Source organism: Stenotrophomonas sp. STEN063, from assembly GCF_056854515.1.
Map to the genome: position 1 here is coordinate 56,447 of NZ_JBXFWF010000003.1, position 19,600 is coordinate 76,046.

Here is a 19,600-nt window from a genome sequence, read left to right on the forward strand (position 1 = left end):
TTACTGGTTGGTGCTGCTGGTGCTGGCTACCGCAGCGGCGGTTACCTGGCTGGCGATCCGCTATGCGCGCTGGCAGCAGTTGATCGACCAGCCTGGCGAGCGCCGCAGTCACATCGTATCGACTCCCCGCGGCGGCGGCATCGGCATTGTGGTTTCGCAACTGCTGGCCTGCGCGTTGGGTGCTGTGTGGTTGCCGGGCCATGCGCTCGTGCTGTTGGTGTTCGCGCTTGGCCTGTTGATGGTGGCGGGAATCGGCTGGTGGGACGATCACCGTTCGCTGCCCGCGTTGCCACGGCTATGCGTTCACTTGTTGGCCGGACTGCTGCTGGCGGTATTGGTATGGCTGGGCACCGGGAGTCTGGTGAAGGCCGTGTTTTGTTTTGGACTGGCCGTGTCGCTGGTGAACATCTGGAACTTCATGGATGGCATCAATGGCTTGGCTACTACCCAGGCCATCCTGGTCGGGCTGGGGGCGGCATGGATGCTGCCGGCGCCCTATGCGCTGTCCGGGTGGGTGCTGGCAGCAGGTTGTGCGGGATTCCTGCCATTCAACTTTCCCCGGGCTCGGATTTTCATGGGGGACGTGGGTAGTGGCGCGCTTGGCTATCTGGTGGCCGGTCTGCTGGCGCTTGGGCTGAGTGTTACCGACAGGGCACCGGTACTGTGGTTGATGTTGCCGGCGGTATTTCTGGCGGATTCGGGCTTCACGTTGTTTTCACGAATGCTGAAAGGCGAGCAATGGATGCAGCCACATACCCAGCATCTGTATCAACGCTTTGTGAAGCGTGAATACAGTCACGCAGCTGTTACGCTGGGGTATTCGCTCTTCAGCCTTGTGGGGCTTACACTTGCAGCGCAATTTTCAAGGCTTCCCCTAGGTTGGGGGTGGGCAGGGGGTGTTACCTGGCTGGGTGCTACGGCACTGGCATGGGCCCTTTTGCGTGCGAAGGCACTTAATTAAGGACAGAGTTCTTTATGGCGTCTTGGTTCGAGCGCTTTGTTGGCGGTGGTCCACGCTATGCGGTAATGCTTCACGACCTGGTGATGGTCTGGTTGTGTTGGCAGTTACTGTTGATGGCACGCTTTGCCTTGCTGGATGCCGGTCCCGTTCACCCCTGGCTTTCGCTCGATGTTGCGGCGGTCATTGCGATCCAGGCGGTCGCGTTCTGGAAGGTTGGGCTGTACCGGGGCCTGTGGCGATTTGCGTCGGTTGCCGACCTGATCAATATCTTCAAGGCCAGCTTCATCGGGCTGCTGGCGATAGTCATGGTGTTTTCCTATCGCCGTCTGGAAGGTATTCCAATATCCGTGTTGGTGGTTTACCCCTTCGCGTTGTCTGCGATGCTGGGTGGTCCCCGCCTGCTTTACCGAGCATGGAAGGACTACCAGGCACAGCATTCGGATGCCCGCGCACGGCGCGTGCTGGTATTGGGGGCCGGTCAGGCTGCCGAGTCACTGATCAAGGACCTGCGTCGGTCCGGCGACTATGAGCCGGTGGGATTGCTGGATGACTCCCCGCACCTGCAGGGCGCTTGGTTGCACGGCGCGGCAATTCTCGGCACCTTGGACGAGGTTGCGGTGGTTGCCAAGGAGACCAGCGCCAAACTGCTGGTCATTGCAATTCCCACGCTTGATGCCGCGGGCATGCAGCGGGTGGTAGCACTTTGTGAGAGCACCGGTTTGCCGTTCCGCACGGTTCCGCGATTGACCGATATTCTGGAAGGCAGCTCGCTGCCAGGTCAGCTCAAGGAAGTCGCCATCGAAGACCTGCTTGGGCGCAAGCCCATCCTGCCGGATTGGGAGCTGCTGCGCAGCTGGCTGCGCGGGCGTACCGTGCTGGTGACTGGTGGTGGTGGTTCCATTGGTTCGGAGCTTTGTCGTCAATGTGCGCGGCATGGCGTATCGCGCATCGTGGTCCTGGAAATCAGCGAGCTGCTGATGATCAATATCCAGGCGGAGCTGAGCAGGAGCTTCCCGGATCTGGACGTTCATGGTGTGCTAGGCGATTGCGGCGATCCTGCAGTGATCCGCCACGCGCTGCATAGCTACAACCCCGATACTGTGTTCCATGCTGCGGCTTACAAGCAAGTGCCGTTGTTGGAGGCGCAGTTGCGCGAAGCAGTGCGCAACAACACCTTGTCGACCGAATGCGTTGCCACCGCCTGCATTGAGTCGCGGGTTGAGAACTTCGTCTTCATTTCGACCGACAAGGCGGTTGATCCGGCCAATGCTTTGGGCGCAACCAAGCGCTACGCCGAGATGATCTGCCAGAGCTTGAACCGGCGCAGCGCCCACACCCGCTTTGTCACCGTTCGTTTCGGCAATGTGCTGGGCTCGGTGGGGAGCGTGGTGCCGATGTTCCGTGAGCAGATCCGCAAGGGCGGCCCGATTACCGTCACCCATCCCGATGTAAGTCGCTATTTCATGACGATTCCGGAGGCCTGTCTGTTGATTCTGCAGGCGGCGGCTTCGTCTTCACGTGGGGCGATCTACATGTTGGACATGGGCGAGCCGGTGTTCATCCGCCACCTTGCCGAGCAGATGATCCGGCTGGCGGGCAAGCAGCCCGGGATCGATGTTCCGATCGTCTACACCGGCTTGCGCCCGGGGGAGAAACTGCACGAGAGCTTGTTCTACGCCGACGAGAACTGCCAGCCGACCGCGCATCCGAAAGTAATGGCCGCAGGGGTGCGCGAGTTCTCTCCAGAGCTGGTATTGAACAACGTGGCGGCACTCCGGAAGGCTGTTGCAGCCTATGATGTGGAGGCGATGCGCACTATCCTTTCGGCAACGATTCCCGAATTCATGTCTGCCGAAGACGTGACGGAACAGTCGGCGGGGGGCAATATTGTTCCGTTTCCCAACTCCAAAGAAGGTGGAAGAAGTCACTGATGCACGGTCGAATCAAAAAAGCGGTATTCCCCGTTGCCGGACTTGGAACGCGCTTCCTGCCAGCCACTAAAACCGTGCCGAAGGAAATGCTGCCGATCATTGATCGGCCGTTGATCCAGTACGCGGTTGATGAGGCGATCGAGGCCGGTTGCGATACGTTGATCTTCATCACCAACCGCTACAAACATGCGGTCGCTGACTACTTCGACAAGGCCTACGAACTGGAGCAGAAGCTGGAGCGCGCTGGCAAGCGGGAGCAGCTGGAGCTGATTCGGCACGTTTTGCCCAAGGGCGTGCGTGCGGTGTTCGTGACCCAGACCGAAGCGCTTGGTCTTGGCCATGCCGTGCTGTGTGCCAAAGCGATCGTTGGTGATGAGCCGTTCGCGGTGCTGTTGCCGGACGACCTGATCTGGAACCGCGGCGACGGCGCGCTCAAGCAGATGGCCGATCTCAACGCTGCCACCGGCGCCAGCGTCATTGCGGTGGAAGACGTGCCGCACGACAAGACCGGTAGCTACGGCATCGTTGCCACCGACAAGTTCGATGGTCGCAAGGGGCATATCAGCCAGATCGTCGAAAAGCCGAAGCCGGAGGACGCGCCGAGTGACCTGGCAGTGGTTGGCCGCTATGTACTCAGCCCGAAGATCTTCGAGTTGCTGGAGGCCACCGGCACCGGCGCAGGTGGCGAGATCCAGCTGACCGATGCGATCGCGCAGCTGCTCAAGACCGAGCAGGTAGATGCGTATCGCTTTGAAGGTACGCGTTTTGACTGCGGCACCCATCTGGGCCTGATCGAGGCGACCGTGCGCTTCGCGTTGGAGAACGAGAAGCTGGCAGGGCCGGCTCGAGCGGCGATGCAGAAGATGCTGGCGGAGTAAGCGCCGGGAGTATTCTGCAGGCTGACGCCATCTGTCAGCCCAATGAAGTGGAGAAGCAGCCGCAAGGCTGCTTTTCTGTTTCTGGCGCATCGCGATGAACCATGCAAAAAGAAGGCGGCCTTCAGGCCGCCTTCTTCAATCAACAGCGCAGCAGATCGCTTACAGCGACTCGAAAATACCCGCCGCGCCCATGCCGGTGCCAATGCACATAGTGACCATGCCGTACTTCTGCTGGCGACGGCGCAGGCCGTGCAGCAGGGTGGCGGTACGGATCGCGCCGGTGGCGCCCAGCGGGTGGCCCAGGGCGATGGCGCCGCCCAGCGGATTGACCTTGGACGGGTCCAGGCCGCAGTCACGGATGACCGCCAGCGACTGTGCGGCAAAAGCTTCATTGAGCTCGATCCAGTCCAACTGGTCCTGGCTCAGGCCAGCCTGCTTCAGTGCCTTCGGGATCGCCGCGATCGGGCCGATGCCCATCACTTCCGGGCGCACGCCGGCGACCGAGAAGCTGACGAAGCGGGCCAGCGGGGTCAGTCCGTAGTCCTTGATCGCCTGCTCGGAGGCCAGCAGCACCGCACCGGCACCATCGCTCATCTGCGAGGAATTGCCTGCAGTGACCGAACCGCCGAACTGGCCGTTGCGGAACACCGGGCGCAGCTTGGCCAGGCCTTCTGCGGACGAATCCAGGCGCGGGCCTTCGTCGGTGTCGGCCAGCTTGGTGCGGGTGATGATGCGCTTGCCATCGGCCACGTCAGGCAGGTGCGAGACGATGTCGTAGGGGCTGATCTCGTCCTTGAACTCGCCGTTCTGGATCGCGGCGATGGCCTTCTGGTGCGAGGCCAGGGCGAATGCGTCCTGTTCTTCGCGCGAGACCTTCCATTCCTCGGCGACCTTCTCGGCGGTGATGCCCATGCCGTAGGCGATGGCGACGTGGTCGTTGTCGAACACGCTCGGTGCCATCGCGATCTTGTTGCCCATCATCGGCACCATCGACATCGACTCGGTGCCGCCGGCCAGCATCAGGTCGCTGTTGCCCAGACGGATCTGGTCAGCGGCCATCGCCACGGCTTGCAGGCCGGACGAGCAGAAGCGGTTCACCGTCTGCGCGGCGATGGTGTTGGGCAGGCCGGCCAGCAGCACGCCGATGCGCGCCACGTTCATGCCTTGCTCGGCTTCAGGCATGGCGCAGCCGATGATGGCGTCATCGATGCGGTTGACGTCCACGCCCGGGGCCTGTGCGACCACGGAACGGAGCACGTGGGCGAGCATGTCGTCCGGACGGGTGTTGCGGAACATGCCCTTGGGCGCCTTGCCAACCGGGGTGCGGGTGGCGGCGACGATGTAGGCGTCCTGGATTTGCTTGGTCATTGCAGTGATCTCTTCAATAGGTGTGAGCGTGAGGGCGGGCGGGGGCAGCGCTGGCAGCGCCGCCCCGAAGCACGCTCACTCAGTTCCGCAGCGGCTTGCCGGTGGTCAGCATGTGCGCGATACGGGCCTGGGTCTTTTCCTGCTGGGCCAGTTCGACGAAGTGCTTGCGCTCCAGGGTCAGCAGCCACTCTTCGTCGACCACGCTGTTGCGGTCGACCTTGCCGCCGCACAGCACGGTGGCGATGCGCTCGGCGATCTCGTAGTCGTAGGGGCTGATGAAGCGGCCTTCCAGCATGTTGACCAGCATCATCTTGAAGGTGGCAATGCCAACGTCGCCGGCCACGCGGATGCGGCGTGCCGGCATCGGCGGACGGTAGCCGCCTTCGGCCAGCGCGGTGACTTCGGCCTTGGCGATGTGCAGCAGCTCGAAGCTGTTGAACACGACCTTGTCGGTGCCGCGCATCAGGCCCAGCTCCTTGGCGTTGACCGCCGAGTTGGAGACCTTGGCCATGGCGACGGTTTCGAAGGTCTTTTTCAGCTCGGCGAACACGTCGCCGTCCGGACCGGCCGCCTGCGAGGCGCGCACGGCAATTTCCTTCAGGCCGCCACCGGCCGGCAGCAGGCCAACGCCGGCTTCCACCAGGCCGATGTAGCTCTCCAGCGCCGCAACCGACTTGGCCGCGTGCATCTGGAATTCGCAGCCGCCGCCCAGCGCCAGGCCGCGCACCGCGGTGACTACCGGCACGGTGGCGTACTTGATGCGCTGGCTGGTGCGCTGGAAGTTGGCAACCATCGCCTCGAACTCGGCGAACTTGCCGGCCTTCAAGGCGCCCAGTGCGCCGGACAGATCGGCACCGGCGGAGAAGGGCTCCTTGTTCTGCCAGATCACCACGCCCTTGAACTGCTTCTCGGACAAGGCAATCGCGTGCTGGATGCCGTCCAGGACCTGGTCGGAGACGGTGTTCATCTTGGTCTTGAAGCTGATGACGCCGATGCCATCGCCGTCGGTCCACAGACGGATGCCGTCGTTCTCGAACACGGTTTCGCCCTGCGCGAATTTCTCGCCCAGCAGCGCATCCGGGAAGCGCTGGCGCTGGTACACCGGCAGTGACGAGCGCGGCACCAATGCATTCTGCGACGGGCTGTAGCTGCCTTCTGCGGCATGCACGCCGTCACGGCCGTCCAGCACCCAGGCCGGCAGCGGGGCATTGCTCATGCTCTTGCCGGCCGCGATGTCGTCGGCGATCCACTGCGCCACCTGCTTCCAACCGGCAGCCTGCCAGGTCTCGAACGGGCCCAAGGACCAGCCGTAACCCCAGCGGATCGCCAGATCGACGTCGCGTGCGGTTTCGGCGATGTCGGCCAGGTGGTAGGCGCTGTAGTGGAACAGGTCGCGGAACGTCGCCCACAGGAACTGTGCGTGCGGGTGCTGGCTTTCGCGCAGCTTGGCGAACTTTTCGGCCGGGTTCTTGATCTTCAGGATCTCGACCACTTCCGGTGCGGCGACGCGGTCGGCCGGACGGTAGTCCTGCTTCTCAAGGTCGACGACCATGATGTCCTTGCCGACTTTGCGGAAGATGCCGGCGCCGGTCTTCTGGCCCAATGCACCCTTGCCGATCAGCGCACCCAGCCATGCCGGCGCGTTGAAGTACTTGTGCCACGGGTCGTCGGGCAGGGTGTCGCCCATGGTCTTGATGACGTGGGCCATGGTGTCCAGGCCGACCACGTCGGAGGTGCGATACGTAGCCGACTTCGGGCGGCCGACCAGTGGCCCGGTCAAGCCGTCCACTTCGTCAAAGCCCAGGCCGAACTGCTGGGTGTGGTGGATGGTCGACAGGATCGAGAACACGCCGATGCGGTTGCCGATGAAGTTCGGGGTGTCCTTGGCATAGACCACGCCCTTGCCAAGGTTGGTGGTCAGGAAGGTTTCCAGGCCTTCCAGCACCGACTTGTCGGTGGTCTTGGCCGGGATCAGCTCGGCCAGGTGCATGTAGCGCGGCGGGTTGAAGAAATGCACGCCGCTGAAGCGGTGGCGGAGTTCTTCCGGCAGCACGTCGGCCAGCTTGTTGATGCCCAGCCCCGAGGTGTTGGAGGCCAGCACCGCGTGTTCGTTCACGAACGGCGCGATCTTCTTGTACAGGTCCTGCTTCCAGTCCATCCGTTCGGCGATGGCTTCGATGATCAGGTCGCAGTCGCGCAGTTGCTCCAGCCCGGAGTCGTAATTGGCCGGGGTGATGGCTTCGGCCAGCGCCTTGCTGGCCAGCGGGGCCGGGCTCAGCTTGCCGAGGTTGGCAATGGCCTTGAGCACGATGCCGTCGGCAGGACCTTCCTTGGCGGCCAGGTCGAACAGCACGGTGTCGACGCCGGCATTGGTCAGGTGGGCGGCGATCTGCGCACCCATGACGCCTGCGCCAAGTACGGCGGCGCGGCGGACAAGCAGGGAATTGGACATATCGATAAACCTTTGGTCTGCGATGACGGTTGGATCAGGGAACGACGGGGGAGGTCGGATTGCGCACGCTGGCGCGGAACCCGGCTTCGGCGAAATGGATCAATTCCTGCGCGGCCTTGCTGCGGTGCTCGGCCTCGCTGATGTTGTGCGGACGCTTGATCAGCCCGAAATCGGCCATGGCATAGGTCAGCGAACCGGCCAGGAAGTCCAGGCGCCAGTACAGCTCTTCCTTGCTCAGGCCCGGGATGCAGGCGTCGATGGCCTTGCCGAACTCGCGCAGCACATGGCCGTAGTGGTCGGACAGGAACTTGCGCAGGTTGTCGTTTTTCTCCGCATAGGCGCGGGCGATGACGCGGACGAAGGCGCCGCCGCTCTGGCGGTCCTGGGCCAAGGCCAGGGCGGGCTCGACGAAGGCTGCCAGTACCGCACGCAGATCGCCGGGCTGGCTGCTGCGTGCCAGCTGCAGCTGGCCCAGGCGGGCGGCGGTCATCTCGTCCATGCGACGGCGGAACACTTCATTGACCAGGTTGTCCTTGGACCCGAAGTGGTAGTTGACCGCAGCAATGTTTACATCGGCGTGACTGGTCACCTGGCGCAGCGAGGTGCCGGCAAAGCCGTACTGGGCGAACAGTTCCTCGGCCGCGCCGAGGATGCGGTCCTTGGTGGAGAAGCTGGCGGGTTTGCCCATGGCTGGCTCAATCAATCAAACGATTGTTTGGATCCTACGCCCGGCCGCCCGCCTGGGTCATGCTGCGGCGCAACATCATTCATCTGCCGCTGTGCAAACGTCGGGGTCACCCGGTAGAATTAGCCACCGCAATTCAGGCTAAGCCCGCGTCCGCACGCGGGTTTTTTCATGTACCCTCGGGCCGACCGGCCCACTACCGGAGAAATTCCATGGCGCTCGAGCGCACTCTTTCCATCATCAAGCCCGACGCCGTTGCCAAGAACGTGATCGGTGAAATCTACGCCCGCTTTGAAAAGGCTGGCCTGAAGGTTGTCGCTGCAAAGTACAAGCAGCTGTCGCGCCGTGAAGCTGAAGGCTTCTACGCCGTGCACCGCGAGCGTCCGTTCTTCAACGCGCTGGTCGAGTTCATGATCTCCGGCCCGGTGATGATCCAGGCCCTGGAAGGCGAGAACGCCGTCCTGGCCCACCGCGACCTGCTGGGCGCCACCAATCCGAAGGACGCAGCGCCGGGCACCATCCGCGCTGATTTCGCTGATTCGATCGACGCCAACGCTGCCCACGGTTCGGATTCGGTCGAGAACGCAGCCAACGAAGTGGCTTACTTCTTTGCTGCCACCGAAGTGGTTTCGCGTTAATCAGAGGTTGAAGTCGTGAACGAGGTCGTACAGACACCCGCCATCCAGCCGTTGCCGAAAACGGCAGCCACCGCTGGCAAGCAGAACCTGCTCGACCTTGATCGCGCGGGCCTGGAAAAGTTCTTCGTCGAAACCCTCGGCGAGCAGAAGTTCCGTGCCCATCAGGTGATGAAGTGGATCCACCATCGCTACGTCACCGATTTCGACCAGATGACCGACCTCGGCAAGTCGCTGCGCGCCAAGCTGCAGCAGCATGCCGAGGTCGTCGTCCCGAACATCGTGTTCGACAAACCCTCGAACGACGGCACCCACAAGTGGCTGCTGGCGATGGGCGTGGATGGCAAGAACGCAATCGAAACCGTCTACATCCCCGACAAGACCCGCGGCACGCTGTGCGTGTCTTCGCAGGTCGGCTGCGGTTTGAACTGCACCTTCTGTTCAACTGCTACCCAGGGCTTCAATCGCAACCTGACCACCGCCGAGATCATCGGCCAGGTGTGGGTTGCAGCGCGCCACCTGGGCAACGTGCCGCACCAGATGCGCCGTCTCACCAATGTGGTGATGATGGGCATGGGCGAGCCGTTGATGAATTTCGACAACGTCATCCGCGCCATGAGCATCATGCGCGATGACCTGGGCTACGGCCTGGCCAACAAGCGGGTGACCTTGTCCACCTCGGGCCTGGTGCCGCAGATCGATCGGCTGTCGGTCGAGAGCGATGTGTCGCTGGCGGTGTCGCTGCATGCGCCAAACGACGAGCTGCGCGAAACGCTGGTGCCGCTCAACAAGAAATACCCGATTGCCGAGCTGATGGCTTCGTGCGCGCGTTACCTGCGCGGCAACAAGAAGCGCGACTCGGTGACTTTTGAATACACCTTGATGAAGGGCATCAACGATCAGCCTGAGCACGCCCGCCAGCTGGCACGGCTGATGCGCCAGTTCGATAACGCCGTGCAGGCCAAGGATTCGGGCAAGGTCAATCTGATTCCGTTCAACCCGTTCCCGGGTACGCGCTATGAGCGCTCGGACGAGGAGCAGATCCGTGCATTCCAGAAGATCCTGCTGGATTCACAGGTGTTGACCATGGTTCGCCGCACCCGTGGTGACGACATCGATGCCGCCTGCGGCCAGCTCAAGGGCCAGGTGATGGATCGTACCCGTCGCCAGGCCGAGTTCAATCGCCTGCTGCAGGAACAGGAAGGCGGGGATGCGGTCGCCTGATCGCTGGCTGCTGCTGTTGGTCCTGCTCGCGCTCAGTGCAGGGTGCGTGCGGGACAAGCTCACGATCGAACGCCCGCAGATCATGGCGCCGGATTACAGCGTCAAGCAGGACAAGACCGCGCACAAGCGGATGCGTTACCAGGAGCTTCTGCGCCTTTCCGGTGATCGCTTCGGGCGCGGGCAGCTGGACGAAGCCCTGCAGTTTGCGCGCTCAGCACAGAAGCTGGAGTCCGGATCGCCTGACGCTTACACCATGCAGGCGGTGATTGAGGGGCAGAAAGGCAACGCCGAGGCGGCAGGTGTGCTGTACCGCAAGGCAGCCGAGCTCGCTCCGCAGCAGGGCGATGTACTCAATAATTACGGAGCTTGGTTGTGTGGCAGCGGCCACCCGGCAGAGGCTCTGGTCTGGTTTGATCGGGCCTTGGCTGATCCGAACTATGACGGGCGCGCAGATGCCCTGGCCAATGCTGGCGGCTGCGCCCTGGATGCGGGGCAGCGTGAACGGGCCGAGGACAATCTTCGCCAGGCACTGGGATTGGCGCCGGACAATGCTTATGCGCTGGAGGCCATGACCCGCAATGAAGTGCTGCACGGTCGCTATTTTGAGGCCAGGGCCTTCTACCAGCGGCGTTTGGCGGCTGCGCCGGCCACGGTTTCCGTGTTACAACTTGCCATTCAGATTGAAGAGCGACTCGGCGACAGGACGGCTGCCGGTCGGTTCCAGCAGCGGTTGCGCGAAGAGTTTCCTTCGCCAGCAACCTCGAATCCCCAAGGCTGACGCATTGTGATCAACGATCCGGGTGTAAATGCTTTAGATGGTGTAGTGGGTTGTGGTGAGCAGCTGCGCAGGGCGCGTGAGGCCGCCGGTTTGTCGTTGGACCAGGTTGCCGCCCAGTTGCGCATGCCGCAGCAGGTGGTTGCCGCGCTGGAAGCCGAAGAATGGTCGCGCTTGGGTGCATCGGTGTTCGTGCGTGGTCAGCTGCGCAGTTACGCGCGCCTGTTGAAGGTCGACCTTGGGGGCTTGCTGGAACAGGCGCGGATCGCGCCGGTCGAGCCGCCCAAGCTGGTCAGTCATACCCACACCCCGCGGTTGAAGCGTGCGGCCGAGAATATCGGGCGTCGTGCCGTGTACGTGGTGATCACGGCGGTACTGGCGGTGCCGGTCTGGTATGTGATCAGTGGCAGTTCCAATAGCGCCCCGCCCAGCACCGCTTCGCTGGATGCGGTACCGGCTCCTGTCGCCGCTGCCGTCGGGCAGTCGGTCGCGCCTGTTCAGGCGCCGGCAGCGGCACCGGTTGCAGATACCGGTCCTTACATCGCCTCGATGGCTCCCATGGCGCGGCCGGCGGCGGCTGCTGCTCCGTCGGCACTGACCCTGAATTTCAAGGGCGACAGCTGGGTGGAGATCTCCGCTCCGGATGGCACCACCGTCGAAAAAGCCTTGATACGCGCCGGTGAGAGCCGCAGCTTCACCGCAGGTCAGGTGGGGCGCATGGTGCTGGGCAATGCGGCCGAGGTCGAGGTTCAGCAGGCGACGGGTAACGTCGACCTGGCGCCGTACAAGCGCGGCAATGTGGCCCGCTTTACGGTATCCTCTGAAGGCTCCGTGGCGCCGGTTTCGCACTGAAACCAGGCGTTGAACAAAACAACAAGGCTCCCCGCCAGGGTGAGCGAGAGTACGCATGGCGATTGACGACCTGCTCGACGAGCACGAACAAAGCGAACGTGTCCGCACGTGGCTGCGCAAGAATGGCGCCGGGATTATCGGCGGAGTAGTTCTCGGCATTGGTGCTATTGCCGGTTGGCAGTGGTGGCAGAAAGAGCAGGTCGGCAAGCTTGCCGAGGCCAACGTCCGTTACGAAGCCGTCTCTCGCAGCCTGCAGTCCAAGAATCTGGACGAGGCGGCCAAGGAGGTTGCGGCGTTGGGTGGTGGCAAGGCCAGCATCTATGCTGACCTGGCATCGCTGGAACTGGCCAAGGCCCAGGTCGAGGCGGGCAAGTACGAGGACGCGATCAAGACCCTGCGTGCGCTCAAGACCGAGGGTGAGTTCAAGGCCTTGATCGACCAGCGCATTGCGCGCCTGTTGATTGAAACCGGTAAGCCACAGGACGCAGCGACCCTGCTGGGCAAGGCTGACGACAGCGCGGGTCTGGAGATCCGTGCTGACGCCCTGATGGCGCAGAACAAGCGTGATGAAGCGCGCGAGCTGTACACCCAAGCGCTGGCCAAGCTGGACGTGGCTGCACCGCAGCGCCGCTTGCTGGAAACCAAATTGATGGACGCCGGCGGCACCGTGGCTGATCCTGCAGCGGAGAAGAATTGATGAAGTTCAAGCAAGTTGCAGGCGTTGCCTTGATGGCAGTGGCATTGACCGGTTGTTCGACGGTCAAGGGTTGGTTCGCGGGCAAGGACGCGGAGGCCAAGAAGGCGCTGGAGCCTGCTGAGCTGACCAAGTTCGAGGCCAGCGTCAAGGTCGACAAGATCTGGTCGGCGAACGTCGGCAAGGGCGAGGGCCGTATCGGCCTGCGCCAGGCGCCGATCGTGGCTGACGGCCGCGTATACGCGGCGGCGGTGCAGGGGGGCGTTCACGCGCTCGACCTGCAGACCGGCAAGCAAGTCTGGGAATACAGCCCGGCCAAGGAAAAGAAGAAGCCCAAGCTGCGTCTTTCCGGTGGCCCGGGCGTTGGTGACGGCCTGGTGGTGATCGGCACGCTGGACGGGCAGGTAATTGCGCTGGACGCGGCCAATGGCAGCGAAAAGTGGAAGTCCAAGGTCACCGGTGAAGTGATCGCCGCGCCGGCCGTGGCCCAGGGCCTGGTGTTCGTGCGCAGCAATGACGGCCGCACCACCGCGCTGGACGCTGCCACCGGCGAACAGCGCTGGTTCAACTCGCAGGAATTGCCGTCCTTGACCGTGCGTGGCAACGCGCCGGTGGTGACCGGCCCGGGCGTGCTGTTCATCGGCAACGACGACGGTACTCTCGCCGCGCTGGCGATGCAGGATGGTCGCCCGTTGTGGGAACAGATGGTGGGTACGCCGGAAGGCCGTACCGAGCTGGAACGCATGGCTGACATCGATGGTGCGCCGGTGCTGGAAGGCAATACGCTGTTTGTGACCAGCTTCAAGAACGAGACCATGGCCATTGAAGGCCCGACCGGTCGCCCGATGTGGTCGCGTGACCACGGCGGTGGCGGTGGTGTTGCGGTGTCCTCGGGCAATGTCGTGGTCACCGATGGCAAGGGTGTGGTGTACGGGCTGGACAAGACCTCCGGCTCGGCAATGTGGTCACAGCAGGCGCTGGCGCGCCGCTCGCTGACCGGTGCCGCCATCCAGGGTGACTATGCCGTGGTGGGGGACTACAAGGGATATCTGCATTGGCTGCGGTTGAGCGATGGCGAACTGGCAGCGCGTGAGAAGAGCGGTGGTGATGCTCTGCTGGCGCAGCCGGTCGTCGCTGACGGCATCCTGCTGGTGCAGAACGTTGATGGAAAGCTGACCGCATTCCGGTTGGCCCAATAAGGAGTCATAGCGATGCTGCCTTTGGTCGCCCTGGTTGGACGACCGAACGTCGGTAAGTCCACCATTTTCAATCTGTTGACCCGTACGCGCGATGCGCTGGTGCATGACCAGCCGGGTGTTACCCGCGATCGCAACTACGGTGTTTGCCGTCTAGATGAGGACAATCCCTTCCTGATCGTCGATACCGGTGGTATCGCCGGTGAAGAGGAAGGGCTGGCTGGCGCCACTGCGCGCCAAGCCCGAGCCGCCGCCGGTGAGGCGGATCTGATCGTATTTGTTGTTGACGCGCGTGATGGCACGTCGGCCCTGGATGACGAGATCCTGTCTTGGCTGCGCAAGCTTGCGCGGCCTACCTTGCTGTTGATCAACAAGATCGACGGTACGGACGAACATGCCGTTCGTTCGGAGTTCTCCCGCTATGGCTTCAGCGAGATGCTGACTGTCTCTGCCGCGCACCGGCAGGGTATCGATGATCTGGTTGAAGAGGTTGTTGGTCGCTTGCCGGAAGAAGGCACGGCCGAGACCCTGGACAACGATCCGAACCGCATCCGCATCGCCTTCGTTGGCCGCCCCAATGTGGGCAAGTCGACGTTGGTGAACCGCATCCTCGGTGAGGAGCGGATGATCGCCTCGGAAGTGCCCGGCACCACCCGCGATTCGATCGCGGTGGATCTGGAGCGCGACGATCAGCTGTACCGCTTGATCGACACCGCCGGCCTGCGTCGCAAGTCGCGCGTGGACGAAGTGGTGGAAAAGTTCAGCGTGGTCAAAACGCTGCGCTCGATCGAGCAGTGCCAGGTGGCGGTGCTGATGCTGGACGCCCACGAAGGCGTGACCGATCAGGACGCCAGCGTGCTGGGTGCGGTGCTGGATGCCGGCCGTGCCCTGGTCATTGCGATCAACAAGTGGGACGGCTTGAGCGAGTACGACAAGCAGCAAGCTGAAACCCTGTTGTCGCTTAAGCTGGGCTTCGTGCCGTGGGCCGAGAACGTGCGGATTTCCGCGCTGCATGGTTCGGGCCTGCGCGAGTTGTTCAAGGCGATTCACCGTGCACATGCCTCGGCGACGCACGAGTTCAGCACGGCCGAGGTCAACAAGGCGCTGGAAATCGCCTATGAGACCAACCCGCCGCCGAGCATCCGTGGTCACGTCTCCAAGCTGCGTTATGTGCATCCGGGTGGCAGCAATCCGCCGACCTTCATCGTGCATGGTACGCGCCTGAAGGAACTGCCGGATTCGTATAAGCGCTATCTGGAGAACTTCTTCCGCAAGCGCTTCAAGCTGGTGGGTACGCCTGTGACCTTCCTGTTCCGTGAGGGTGCCAACCCGTACGAAGGCAAGAAGAATGTGCTGACGGATCGCCAGGTCAAGGCCAAGCGGCGTCTGATGAAGCACGTCAAGGGCAGGAAGTGATTCAGGCCCGGAACGCGGTTCAAGCCTACTGAGTGGTGTAGACGAAAGCGGCCGAAAGGCCGCTTTTGTTTTTGATGCATTGAGTGGGAGTGCGTTCGGTACGGGCGAGGTTCCCAATAAATGATTTCGTCATTCCCGCGTAGGCGGGAATCGCTCTGGCCTTGGAGTTTGCTTTGGCCCTTGATCTGGCCCTGGCCGCGGTCGTGGCTATGGCTCCTCACTGGTAGTGACTCGTCATTCCCGCGTAGGCGGGAATCGCTCCTGCTCTTGCCTTTGAAGTGGCGTGGAGGCAATTGGGATGGTAGGGGCCCGGCAGGGGGGCAAGGTGCTCAAGCAAGGGCTTTAGCAAGATCCCAAGCAAGATCCCAAGCAAGAGCGATTCCCGCCTGCGCGGGAATGACGAGCTAAAAAGTCAAAAAAAGCCAAAAAGCCGATTTCTCTCTTCTTTCCCGTTTGACCGATAATCCAGCCATGAGCATCCGCGAACTGACCCCCGAACAGGCCTGTCTCCGCCACGCAGATGGTGCATTGCTGATCGACGTGCGCGAGGCGCACGAGCGGGCAGGTGGCATGGCCGAAGGTGCCATCGGCGTCGCTAAGGCAGCGCTGCTGGCCAGTCCTGCGTCGCACCTGCCAGCCCCCGACCGCGAAATCCTGCTGATCTGCCAAAGCGGCAAGCGCTCGGCGGACGCCGTGCAGGCGCTGCAGGACGCCGGCTACACCAATCTGGCTTCGGTAAGTGGCGGCACTGTCGCCTGGCGGACAGCAGGTCTGCCCTTGGTTCAGCCGATGCTGGATGCCGGTGAGCGCGATTTCTACGACCGTTACTCGCGGCACTTGCTGCTGCCGCAGGTGGGCGAAGCTGGCCAACGCCGCTTGCAGCAATCCCGGGTGCTGGTGCTTGGTGCAGGTGGCTTGGGTGCGCCGGCAGCGTTCTACCTGGCTGCAGCGGGGGTAGGCAGGCTGCGGATTGTCGATGACGACGTGGTCGAGCGCAGCAACCTGCAGCGGCAGATCATCCATACCGAATCCGCCTTGGGCACGGCCAAGGTGGATTCCGCGCGGCAGCGGCTGTTGGCGCTGAACCCGCGCATCGAGGTGGAGGCGGTCGCTGAGCGCGTCACCTCGGCCAACATCGATGCCTTGTTGCAGGATGTGGACGTGGTGCTGGATGGCTCTGACAACTTCCCGCTGCGCTACCTGCTCAACGATGCCTGCATCAAGCACGCCAAGCCCTTGGTCTACGCCGCGATCGAACGCTTCGATGGGCAGGTCAGTGTGTTCGACGCGGGTCGCCAGCGCGGTGTCGCACCGTGCTACCGCTGCCTGTTCCCGGAGCCGCCACCGCCTGAATTCGCGCCCAACTGTTCCGAGGCCGGCGTGCTGGGCGTGTTGCCGGGGCTGGCGGGGATGATGCAGGCGACCGAGGTGTTGAAGCTGCTGCTGGATATCGGCGAACCGTTGACCGGGCGTCTGCTGCGTTTCGATGCCCTGCAGATGCGCTTCCGCGAAACCCGCGTGCTTGCCGACCCGGCCTGTCCGTTGTGTGCCCCAGACGCGCCATTCCCCGGATATATCGACTACGCAGCGTTCTGTTCGCATTCGCCATGAGGTGAAATGCCGTAGGCGCTGATCGGTTCTGCAGCTTTTTTGCTTTATCGTTCACCTGGACGATTACAAGGTGATGTGGCATGGCAGCGGAATCCTCGCAGGAATTGGTAAAGGTAGTTGCCCTGTTGGGCGCTGCGGTGGTGGCTGTGCCCTTGTTCAGGCGCCTCGGCCTGGGCTCGGTGCTGGGGTACTTCGTCGCTGGCCTGGCCATCGGCCCGTTCGGCTTCGGCTGGTTCTCCGATCCGCAGGCCATCCTGCATGTGGCCGAGTTGGGCGTGGTGATGTTCCTGTTCGTGATCGGCCTGGAAATGCGGCCGTCACATCTTTGGAGCCTGCGCGGCGAGATCTTTGGCCTGGGTACGGCGCAGATCGTGACCTGTGCGCTGGTGCTGACCGGCGTCGCGATCCTGTTCGGCTACCGCCCGCAGATCGCCTTCATTGCCGCCGCTGGTTTTGTGCTGACCTCCACCGCGGTGGTGATGCAGCTGTTGGGTGAGCGTGGTGACCTGACCCTGCCATCCGGGCAGAAGATTGTTTCCATCCTGTTGTTTGAAGACCTGCTGATCGTGCCGCTGCTTGCGGTGGTGGCGTGGATGGCACCGGCGCAGATCGGGGCGCACGAAGGTTCGCGTTGGGCGAGCATCGCCATTGGCGCCGGCGCCATTGTTGGCCTGGTGCTGGTCGGGCGCTATCTGCTCAATCCCTTGTTCCGCATCCTTGCTGCCGCCAAGGCGCGCGAAGTGATGACAGCGGCAGCGTTGCTGGTGGTATTGGGGGCGGCGCTGTTGATGCAGCTCGGTGGGCTGTCGATGGCGATGGGTGCGTTCCTGGCCGGCGTGCTGCTGTCCGAATCCACCTTCCGGCATCAGATCGAAGCGGATATCGAGCCGTTCCGCGGCATCCTGCTTGGCCTGTTCTTCCTCAGCGTGGGCATGGCCCTGGATCTGTCGGTGGTGGCGGCCAACTGGAAGGTGATCGCGTTGCTGGTGCCGGCAATGATGCTGGCCAAGGCAATCTGCATTTACGGCGTGGCGCGGGTGATGGGCAGTGATCATCGGCAGGCGCTGGATCGCGGCGTGCTGATGGCGCAGGGCGGCGAGTTCGCCTTCGTGTTGTTTGCCGCCGCCGCGACTACCGGCGTGATCGATGCCAAGGTCAATGCCAACCTCACCGCGGTGGTGGTGTTGTCGATGGCACTGACGCCGCTGTGCATGCTGGTGTATCGGTTGCTGGTAAAGGAAGGACAGGTCTCCGTCGACGATGTGGATGCGGCTGACGGGCTCACGGGGAGCGTGCTGGTGATCGGCTTCGGGCGCTTCGGCCAGGTGTCCAGCCAATCGCTGCTGGCGCGCGATGTGGACGTCACCATCATCGACAACGATATCGACATGATCCGCAGCGCCACCCGATTCGGGTTCAAGATCTATTACGGCGATGGCACGCGATTGGACGTGCTGCGCGCCTCCGGTGCCGAAACCGCACGCGCGATTGCGGTCTGCGTCGATGATCGTGCTGCCGCGGATCGCATCGTCGAGCTGGTGCGTCATGAGTTCCCGCTGGCCAAGCTGCTGGTGCGCTCGTTCGACCGTGAGCATTCGCTGTCGTTGATACACGCCGGGGTGGATTTCCAGATCCGCGAAACATTCGAATCGGCGGTGGAATTCGGGCGCGCGGCACTGATGCAACTGGGCGTGGACGAAGACGAAGCCGACGTGGTTGCGCGCGAGATCCGCCGCCGTGACGCCGAGCGCTTCGAGCTGGAAATGGCCGGCGGCGGGCTGCAGGCTGATACCGGGCTGATGTACCGCAATACGCCCGGTGCACCGACGCCGACGCCGTTCACGACCCCGCGGCGTGAAGCGCGTCCGCTCAATCCTGACGCCATTGCCGGGGCAGGGGAGGCGGCCGCCGCCGATTCAGGCGGGGCGACAGGGCCATGACAAGGTGTGGCGGTGGCCGGAATCAGGGACAATAGCTGCCCCCGTGTTCACCGCCATGCCCCATGACTGTCCTCGCCGACGCCTCCACGCAGACCTCCCGCATCCTTGATGGCCGCCGCATCGCCGAGGAACTGCTCGACGATTTGAAGGTGCGCGTCGACGCCCGCCTGGCAGCTGGCGGTGCCCGGCCCGGCCTGGCAGTGGTGCTGGTGGGTGGTGACCCGGCGTCTTCGGTGTACGTGCGCAACAAGCGTCGCGCGGCCGAGAAGGTCGGTATCGAAGCCTTCGACTACGATCTGCCGGAAGGCACCAGTGAGGCCCAGTTGCTGGAGCTGATCGATCAGCTCAACGCTGATCCCAAGATCCACGGCATCCTGATCCAGCTGCCGCTGCCGGGCATCCCCGATGCCAACCGCCTGATCCAGCGCATCGACCCGCGCAAGGACGTGGATGGTTTCCACCCGCAGAACGTGGGCCACCTGGTGCTGCGCGAGTTCGGCCTGCGCCCGTGCACGCCGCGTGGCATCACCACGCTGCTCGGGCATACCGATCAACCGGTGCGTGGCCGCAATGCCACCATCGTTGGTGTCAGCAACCATGTCGGTCGGCCGATGGGGCTGGAGCTGCTGATAGCCGGTTGCACGGTGACCAGCTGCCACAAGTTCACCCCCAAGGACGTGCTGGAGCAGGCAGTGCGCAACGCCGACATCCTGGTCGTCGCAGTAGGCATTCCGCAGCTGATCCCGGGTGAATGGGTGAAGCCGGGCGCGGTGGTGATCGATGTCGGCATCAACCGCCTGGAAGATGGTCGACTGGTCGGTGACGTCGGTTTTGAAGCGGCAGCGCAGCGCGCCAGCTGGATCACCCCGGTGCCGGGTGGCGTTGGCCCGATGACGGTGGCCACGCTGATGCAGAACACGATCGAGGCGGCCGAGGCCAGCGCCGAGGGTTTGAAGTTCTAAGGCTTTAGAACTTTTGAGCT

Annotated in this window: 16 protein-coding genes; 13 read left to right on the forward strand and 3 right to left on the reverse strand. The window is 63.1% G+C overall.

The window, feature by feature from the left end; genetic code table 11:
• Nucleotides 1-10 precede the first annotated feature (10 nt).
• Genes AC1VWL_RS01740 through galU form a run of 3 tightly spaced genes read left to right on the forward strand, consistent with a single transcriptional unit; the run spans nucleotide 11 to nucleotide 3,770 of the window.
• Nucleotides 11-961: an MraY family glycosyltransferase gene (locus AC1VWL_RS01740; RefSeq protein WP_482985508.1), complete on the forward strand. Its 951-nt coding sequence runs from the start codon at nucleotides 11-13 to the stop codon at nucleotides 959-961.
• A gap of 14 nt (nucleotides 962-975) precedes the next feature.
• Entirely contained in the window at nucleotides 976-2,892 is a 1,917-nt protein-coding gene (locus AC1VWL_RS01745) for a polysaccharide biosynthesis protein (protein ID WP_482985509.1), read from the forward strand.
• Nucleotides 2,892-3,770 carry a UTP--glucose-1-phosphate uridylyltransferase GalU gene (galU, locus tag AC1VWL_RS01750; RefSeq protein WP_482985510.1) on the forward strand — a complete coding sequence of 293 codons (879 nt, stop codon included), beginning with the start codon at nucleotides 2,892-2,894 and terminating at the stop codon, nucleotides 3,768-3,770. The genes AC1VWL_RS01745 and galU overlap by 1 nt, the downstream gene beginning before the upstream one ends.
• 159 nt (nucleotides 3,771-3,929) lie before the next feature.
• On the opposite strand, the gene AC1VWL_RS01755 is transcribed toward galU, so the two are convergent.
• The 3 genes from AC1VWL_RS01755 to AC1VWL_RS01765 form a co-directional block, all read right to left on the reverse strand.
• Nucleotides 3,930-5,138: an acetyl-CoA C-acyltransferase gene (locus AC1VWL_RS01755; RefSeq protein ID WP_481614889.1), complete on the reverse strand. Its 1,209-nt coding sequence runs from the start codon at nucleotides 5,136-5,138 to the stop codon at nucleotides 3,930-3,932.
• A 79-nt stretch (nucleotides 5,139-5,217) separates the two neighbouring features.
• The gene (locus tag AC1VWL_RS01760; protein WP_282267644.1) at nucleotides 5,218-7,590 is read right to left on the reverse strand and encodes a 3-hydroxyacyl-CoA dehydrogenase/enoyl-CoA hydratase family protein; all 2,373 of its coding nucleotides are present in this window, start codon (nucleotides 7,588-7,590) and stop codon (nucleotides 5,218-5,220) included.
• Between the two features lie 34 nt (nucleotides 7,591-7,624).
• Nucleotides 7,625-8,278, reverse strand: a complete 654-nt coding sequence (locus tag AC1VWL_RS01765; protein WP_282267645.1) for a TetR/AcrR family transcriptional regulator — start codon at nucleotides 8,276-8,278, stop codon at nucleotides 7,625-7,627.
• 209 nt (nucleotides 8,279-8,487) lie between these two features.
• Between AC1VWL_RS01765 and ndk the strand changes: the two genes are divergently transcribed.
• The 10 genes from ndk to folD all read left to right on the forward strand — a co-directional run bounded on the left by ndk (nucleotide 8,488) and on the right by folD (nucleotide 19,580).
• Complete coding sequence (ndk, locus tag AC1VWL_RS01770) at nucleotides 8,488-8,913, forward strand: nucleoside-diphosphate kinase (RefSeq protein WP_057628193.1); 426 nt, start codon at nucleotides 8,488-8,490, stop codon at nucleotides 8,911-8,913.
• 15 nt (nucleotides 8,914-8,928) lie between these two features.
• Nucleotides 8,929-10,134 carry a dual-specificity RNA methyltransferase RlmN gene (rlmN, locus tag AC1VWL_RS01775; RefSeq protein WP_282267646.1) on the forward strand — a complete coding sequence of 402 codons (1,206 nt, stop codon included), beginning with the start codon at nucleotides 8,929-8,931 and terminating at the stop codon, nucleotides 10,132-10,134.
• Between the two features lie 10 nt (nucleotides 10,135-10,144).
• Nucleotides 10,145-10,912: a type IV pilus biogenesis/stability protein PilW gene (gene pilW / locus AC1VWL_RS01780; RefSeq protein WP_481614897.1), complete on the forward strand. Its 768-nt coding sequence runs from the start codon at nucleotides 10,145-10,147 to the stop codon at nucleotides 10,910-10,912.
• A 6-nt stretch (nucleotides 10,913-10,918) separates the two neighbouring features.
• The gene (locus AC1VWL_RS01785) at nucleotides 10,919-11,761 is read left to right on the forward strand and encodes a helix-turn-helix domain-containing protein (RefSeq protein ID WP_481614890.1); all 843 of its coding nucleotides are present in this window, start codon (nucleotides 10,919-10,921) and stop codon (nucleotides 11,759-11,761) included.
• A gap of 55 nt (nucleotides 11,762-11,816) precedes the next feature.
• On the forward strand, nucleotides 11,817-12,458 hold the full coding sequence (locus AC1VWL_RS01790) for a YfgM family protein (protein WP_481614891.1): 642 nt from the start codon (nucleotides 11,817-11,819) through the stop codon (nucleotides 12,456-12,458).
• Entirely contained in the window at nucleotides 12,458-13,654 is a 1,197-nt protein-coding gene (gene bamB / locus AC1VWL_RS01795; protein WP_482985511.1) for an outer membrane protein assembly factor BamB, read from the forward strand. The genes AC1VWL_RS01790 and bamB overlap by 1 nt, the downstream gene beginning before the upstream one ends.
• A gap of 12 nt (nucleotides 13,655-13,666) precedes the next feature.
• Complete coding sequence (der, locus tag AC1VWL_RS01800; RefSeq protein WP_481614893.1) at nucleotides 13,667-15,067, forward strand: ribosome biogenesis GTPase Der; 1,401 nt, start codon at nucleotides 13,667-13,669, stop codon at nucleotides 15,065-15,067.
• Nucleotides 15,068-15,520: 453 nt separating this feature from the next.
• Nucleotides 15,521-16,678, forward strand: a complete 1,158-nt coding sequence (gene moeB, locus AC1VWL_RS01805; RefSeq protein ID WP_482985512.1) for a molybdopterin-synthase adenylyltransferase MoeB — start codon at nucleotides 15,521-15,523, stop codon at nucleotides 16,676-16,678.
• A gap of 80 nt (nucleotides 16,679-16,758) precedes the next feature.
• On the forward strand, nucleotides 16,759-18,618 hold the full coding sequence (locus AC1VWL_RS01810) for a monovalent cation:proton antiporter-2 (CPA2) family protein (protein WP_482985513.1): 1,860 nt from the start codon (nucleotides 16,759-16,761) through the stop codon (nucleotides 18,616-18,618).
• A 62-nt stretch (nucleotides 18,619-18,680) separates the two neighbouring features.
• On the forward strand, nucleotides 18,681-19,580 hold the full coding sequence (gene folD / locus AC1VWL_RS01815; protein WP_482985514.1) for a bifunctional methylenetetrahydrofolate dehydrogenase/methenyltetrahydrofolate cyclohydrolase FolD: 900 nt from the start codon (nucleotides 18,681-18,683) through the stop codon (nucleotides 19,578-19,580).
• Nucleotides 19,581-19,600 lie beyond the last annotated feature (20 nt).

Excerpts from the sequence above, each read along its gene's own strand:
- folD (WP_482985514.1), top strand. The coding sequence starts at position 18,681 with ATGACTGTCCTCGCCGACGCCTCCACGCAGACCTCCCGCATCCTTGAT.
- ndk (WP_057628193.1), top strand. The coding sequence starts at position 8,488 with ATGGCGCTCGAGCGCACTCTTTCCATCATCAAGCCCGACGCCGTTGCC.
- AC1VWL_RS01765 (WP_282267645.1), bottom strand. The coding sequence starts at position 8,278 with ATGGGCAAACCCGCCAGCTTCTCCACCAAGGACCGCATCCTCGGCGCG.
- AC1VWL_RS01760 (WP_282267644.1), bottom strand. The coding sequence starts at position 7,590 with ATGTCCAATTCCCTGCTTGTCCGCCGCGCCGCCGTACTTGGCGCAGGC.
- galU (WP_482985510.1), top strand. The coding sequence starts at position 2,892 with ATGCACGGTCGAATCAAAAAAGCGGTATTCCCCGTTGCCGGACTTGGA.
- der (WP_481614893.1), top strand. The coding sequence starts at position 13,667 with ATGCTGCCTTTGGTCGCCCTGGTTGGACGACCGAACGTCGGTAAGTCC.
- AC1VWL_RS01810 (WP_482985513.1), top strand. The coding sequence starts at position 16,759 with ATGGCAGCGGAATCCTCGCAGGAATTGGTAAAGGTAGTTGCCCTGTTG.
- AC1VWL_RS01755 (WP_481614889.1), bottom strand. The coding sequence starts at position 5,138 with ATGACCAAGCAAATCCAGGACGCCTACATCGTCGCCGCCACCCGCACC.
- bamB (WP_482985511.1), top strand. The coding sequence starts at position 12,458 with ATGAAGTTCAAGCAAGTTGCAGGCGTTGCCTTGATGGCAGTGGCATTG.
- AC1VWL_RS01745 (WP_482985509.1), top strand. The coding sequence starts at position 976 with ATGGCGTCTTGGTTCGAGCGCTTTGTTGGCGGTGGTCCACGCTATGCG.
- AC1VWL_RS01790 (WP_481614891.1), top strand. The coding sequence starts at position 11,817 with ATGGCGATTGACGACCTGCTCGACGAGCACGAACAAAGCGAACGTGTC.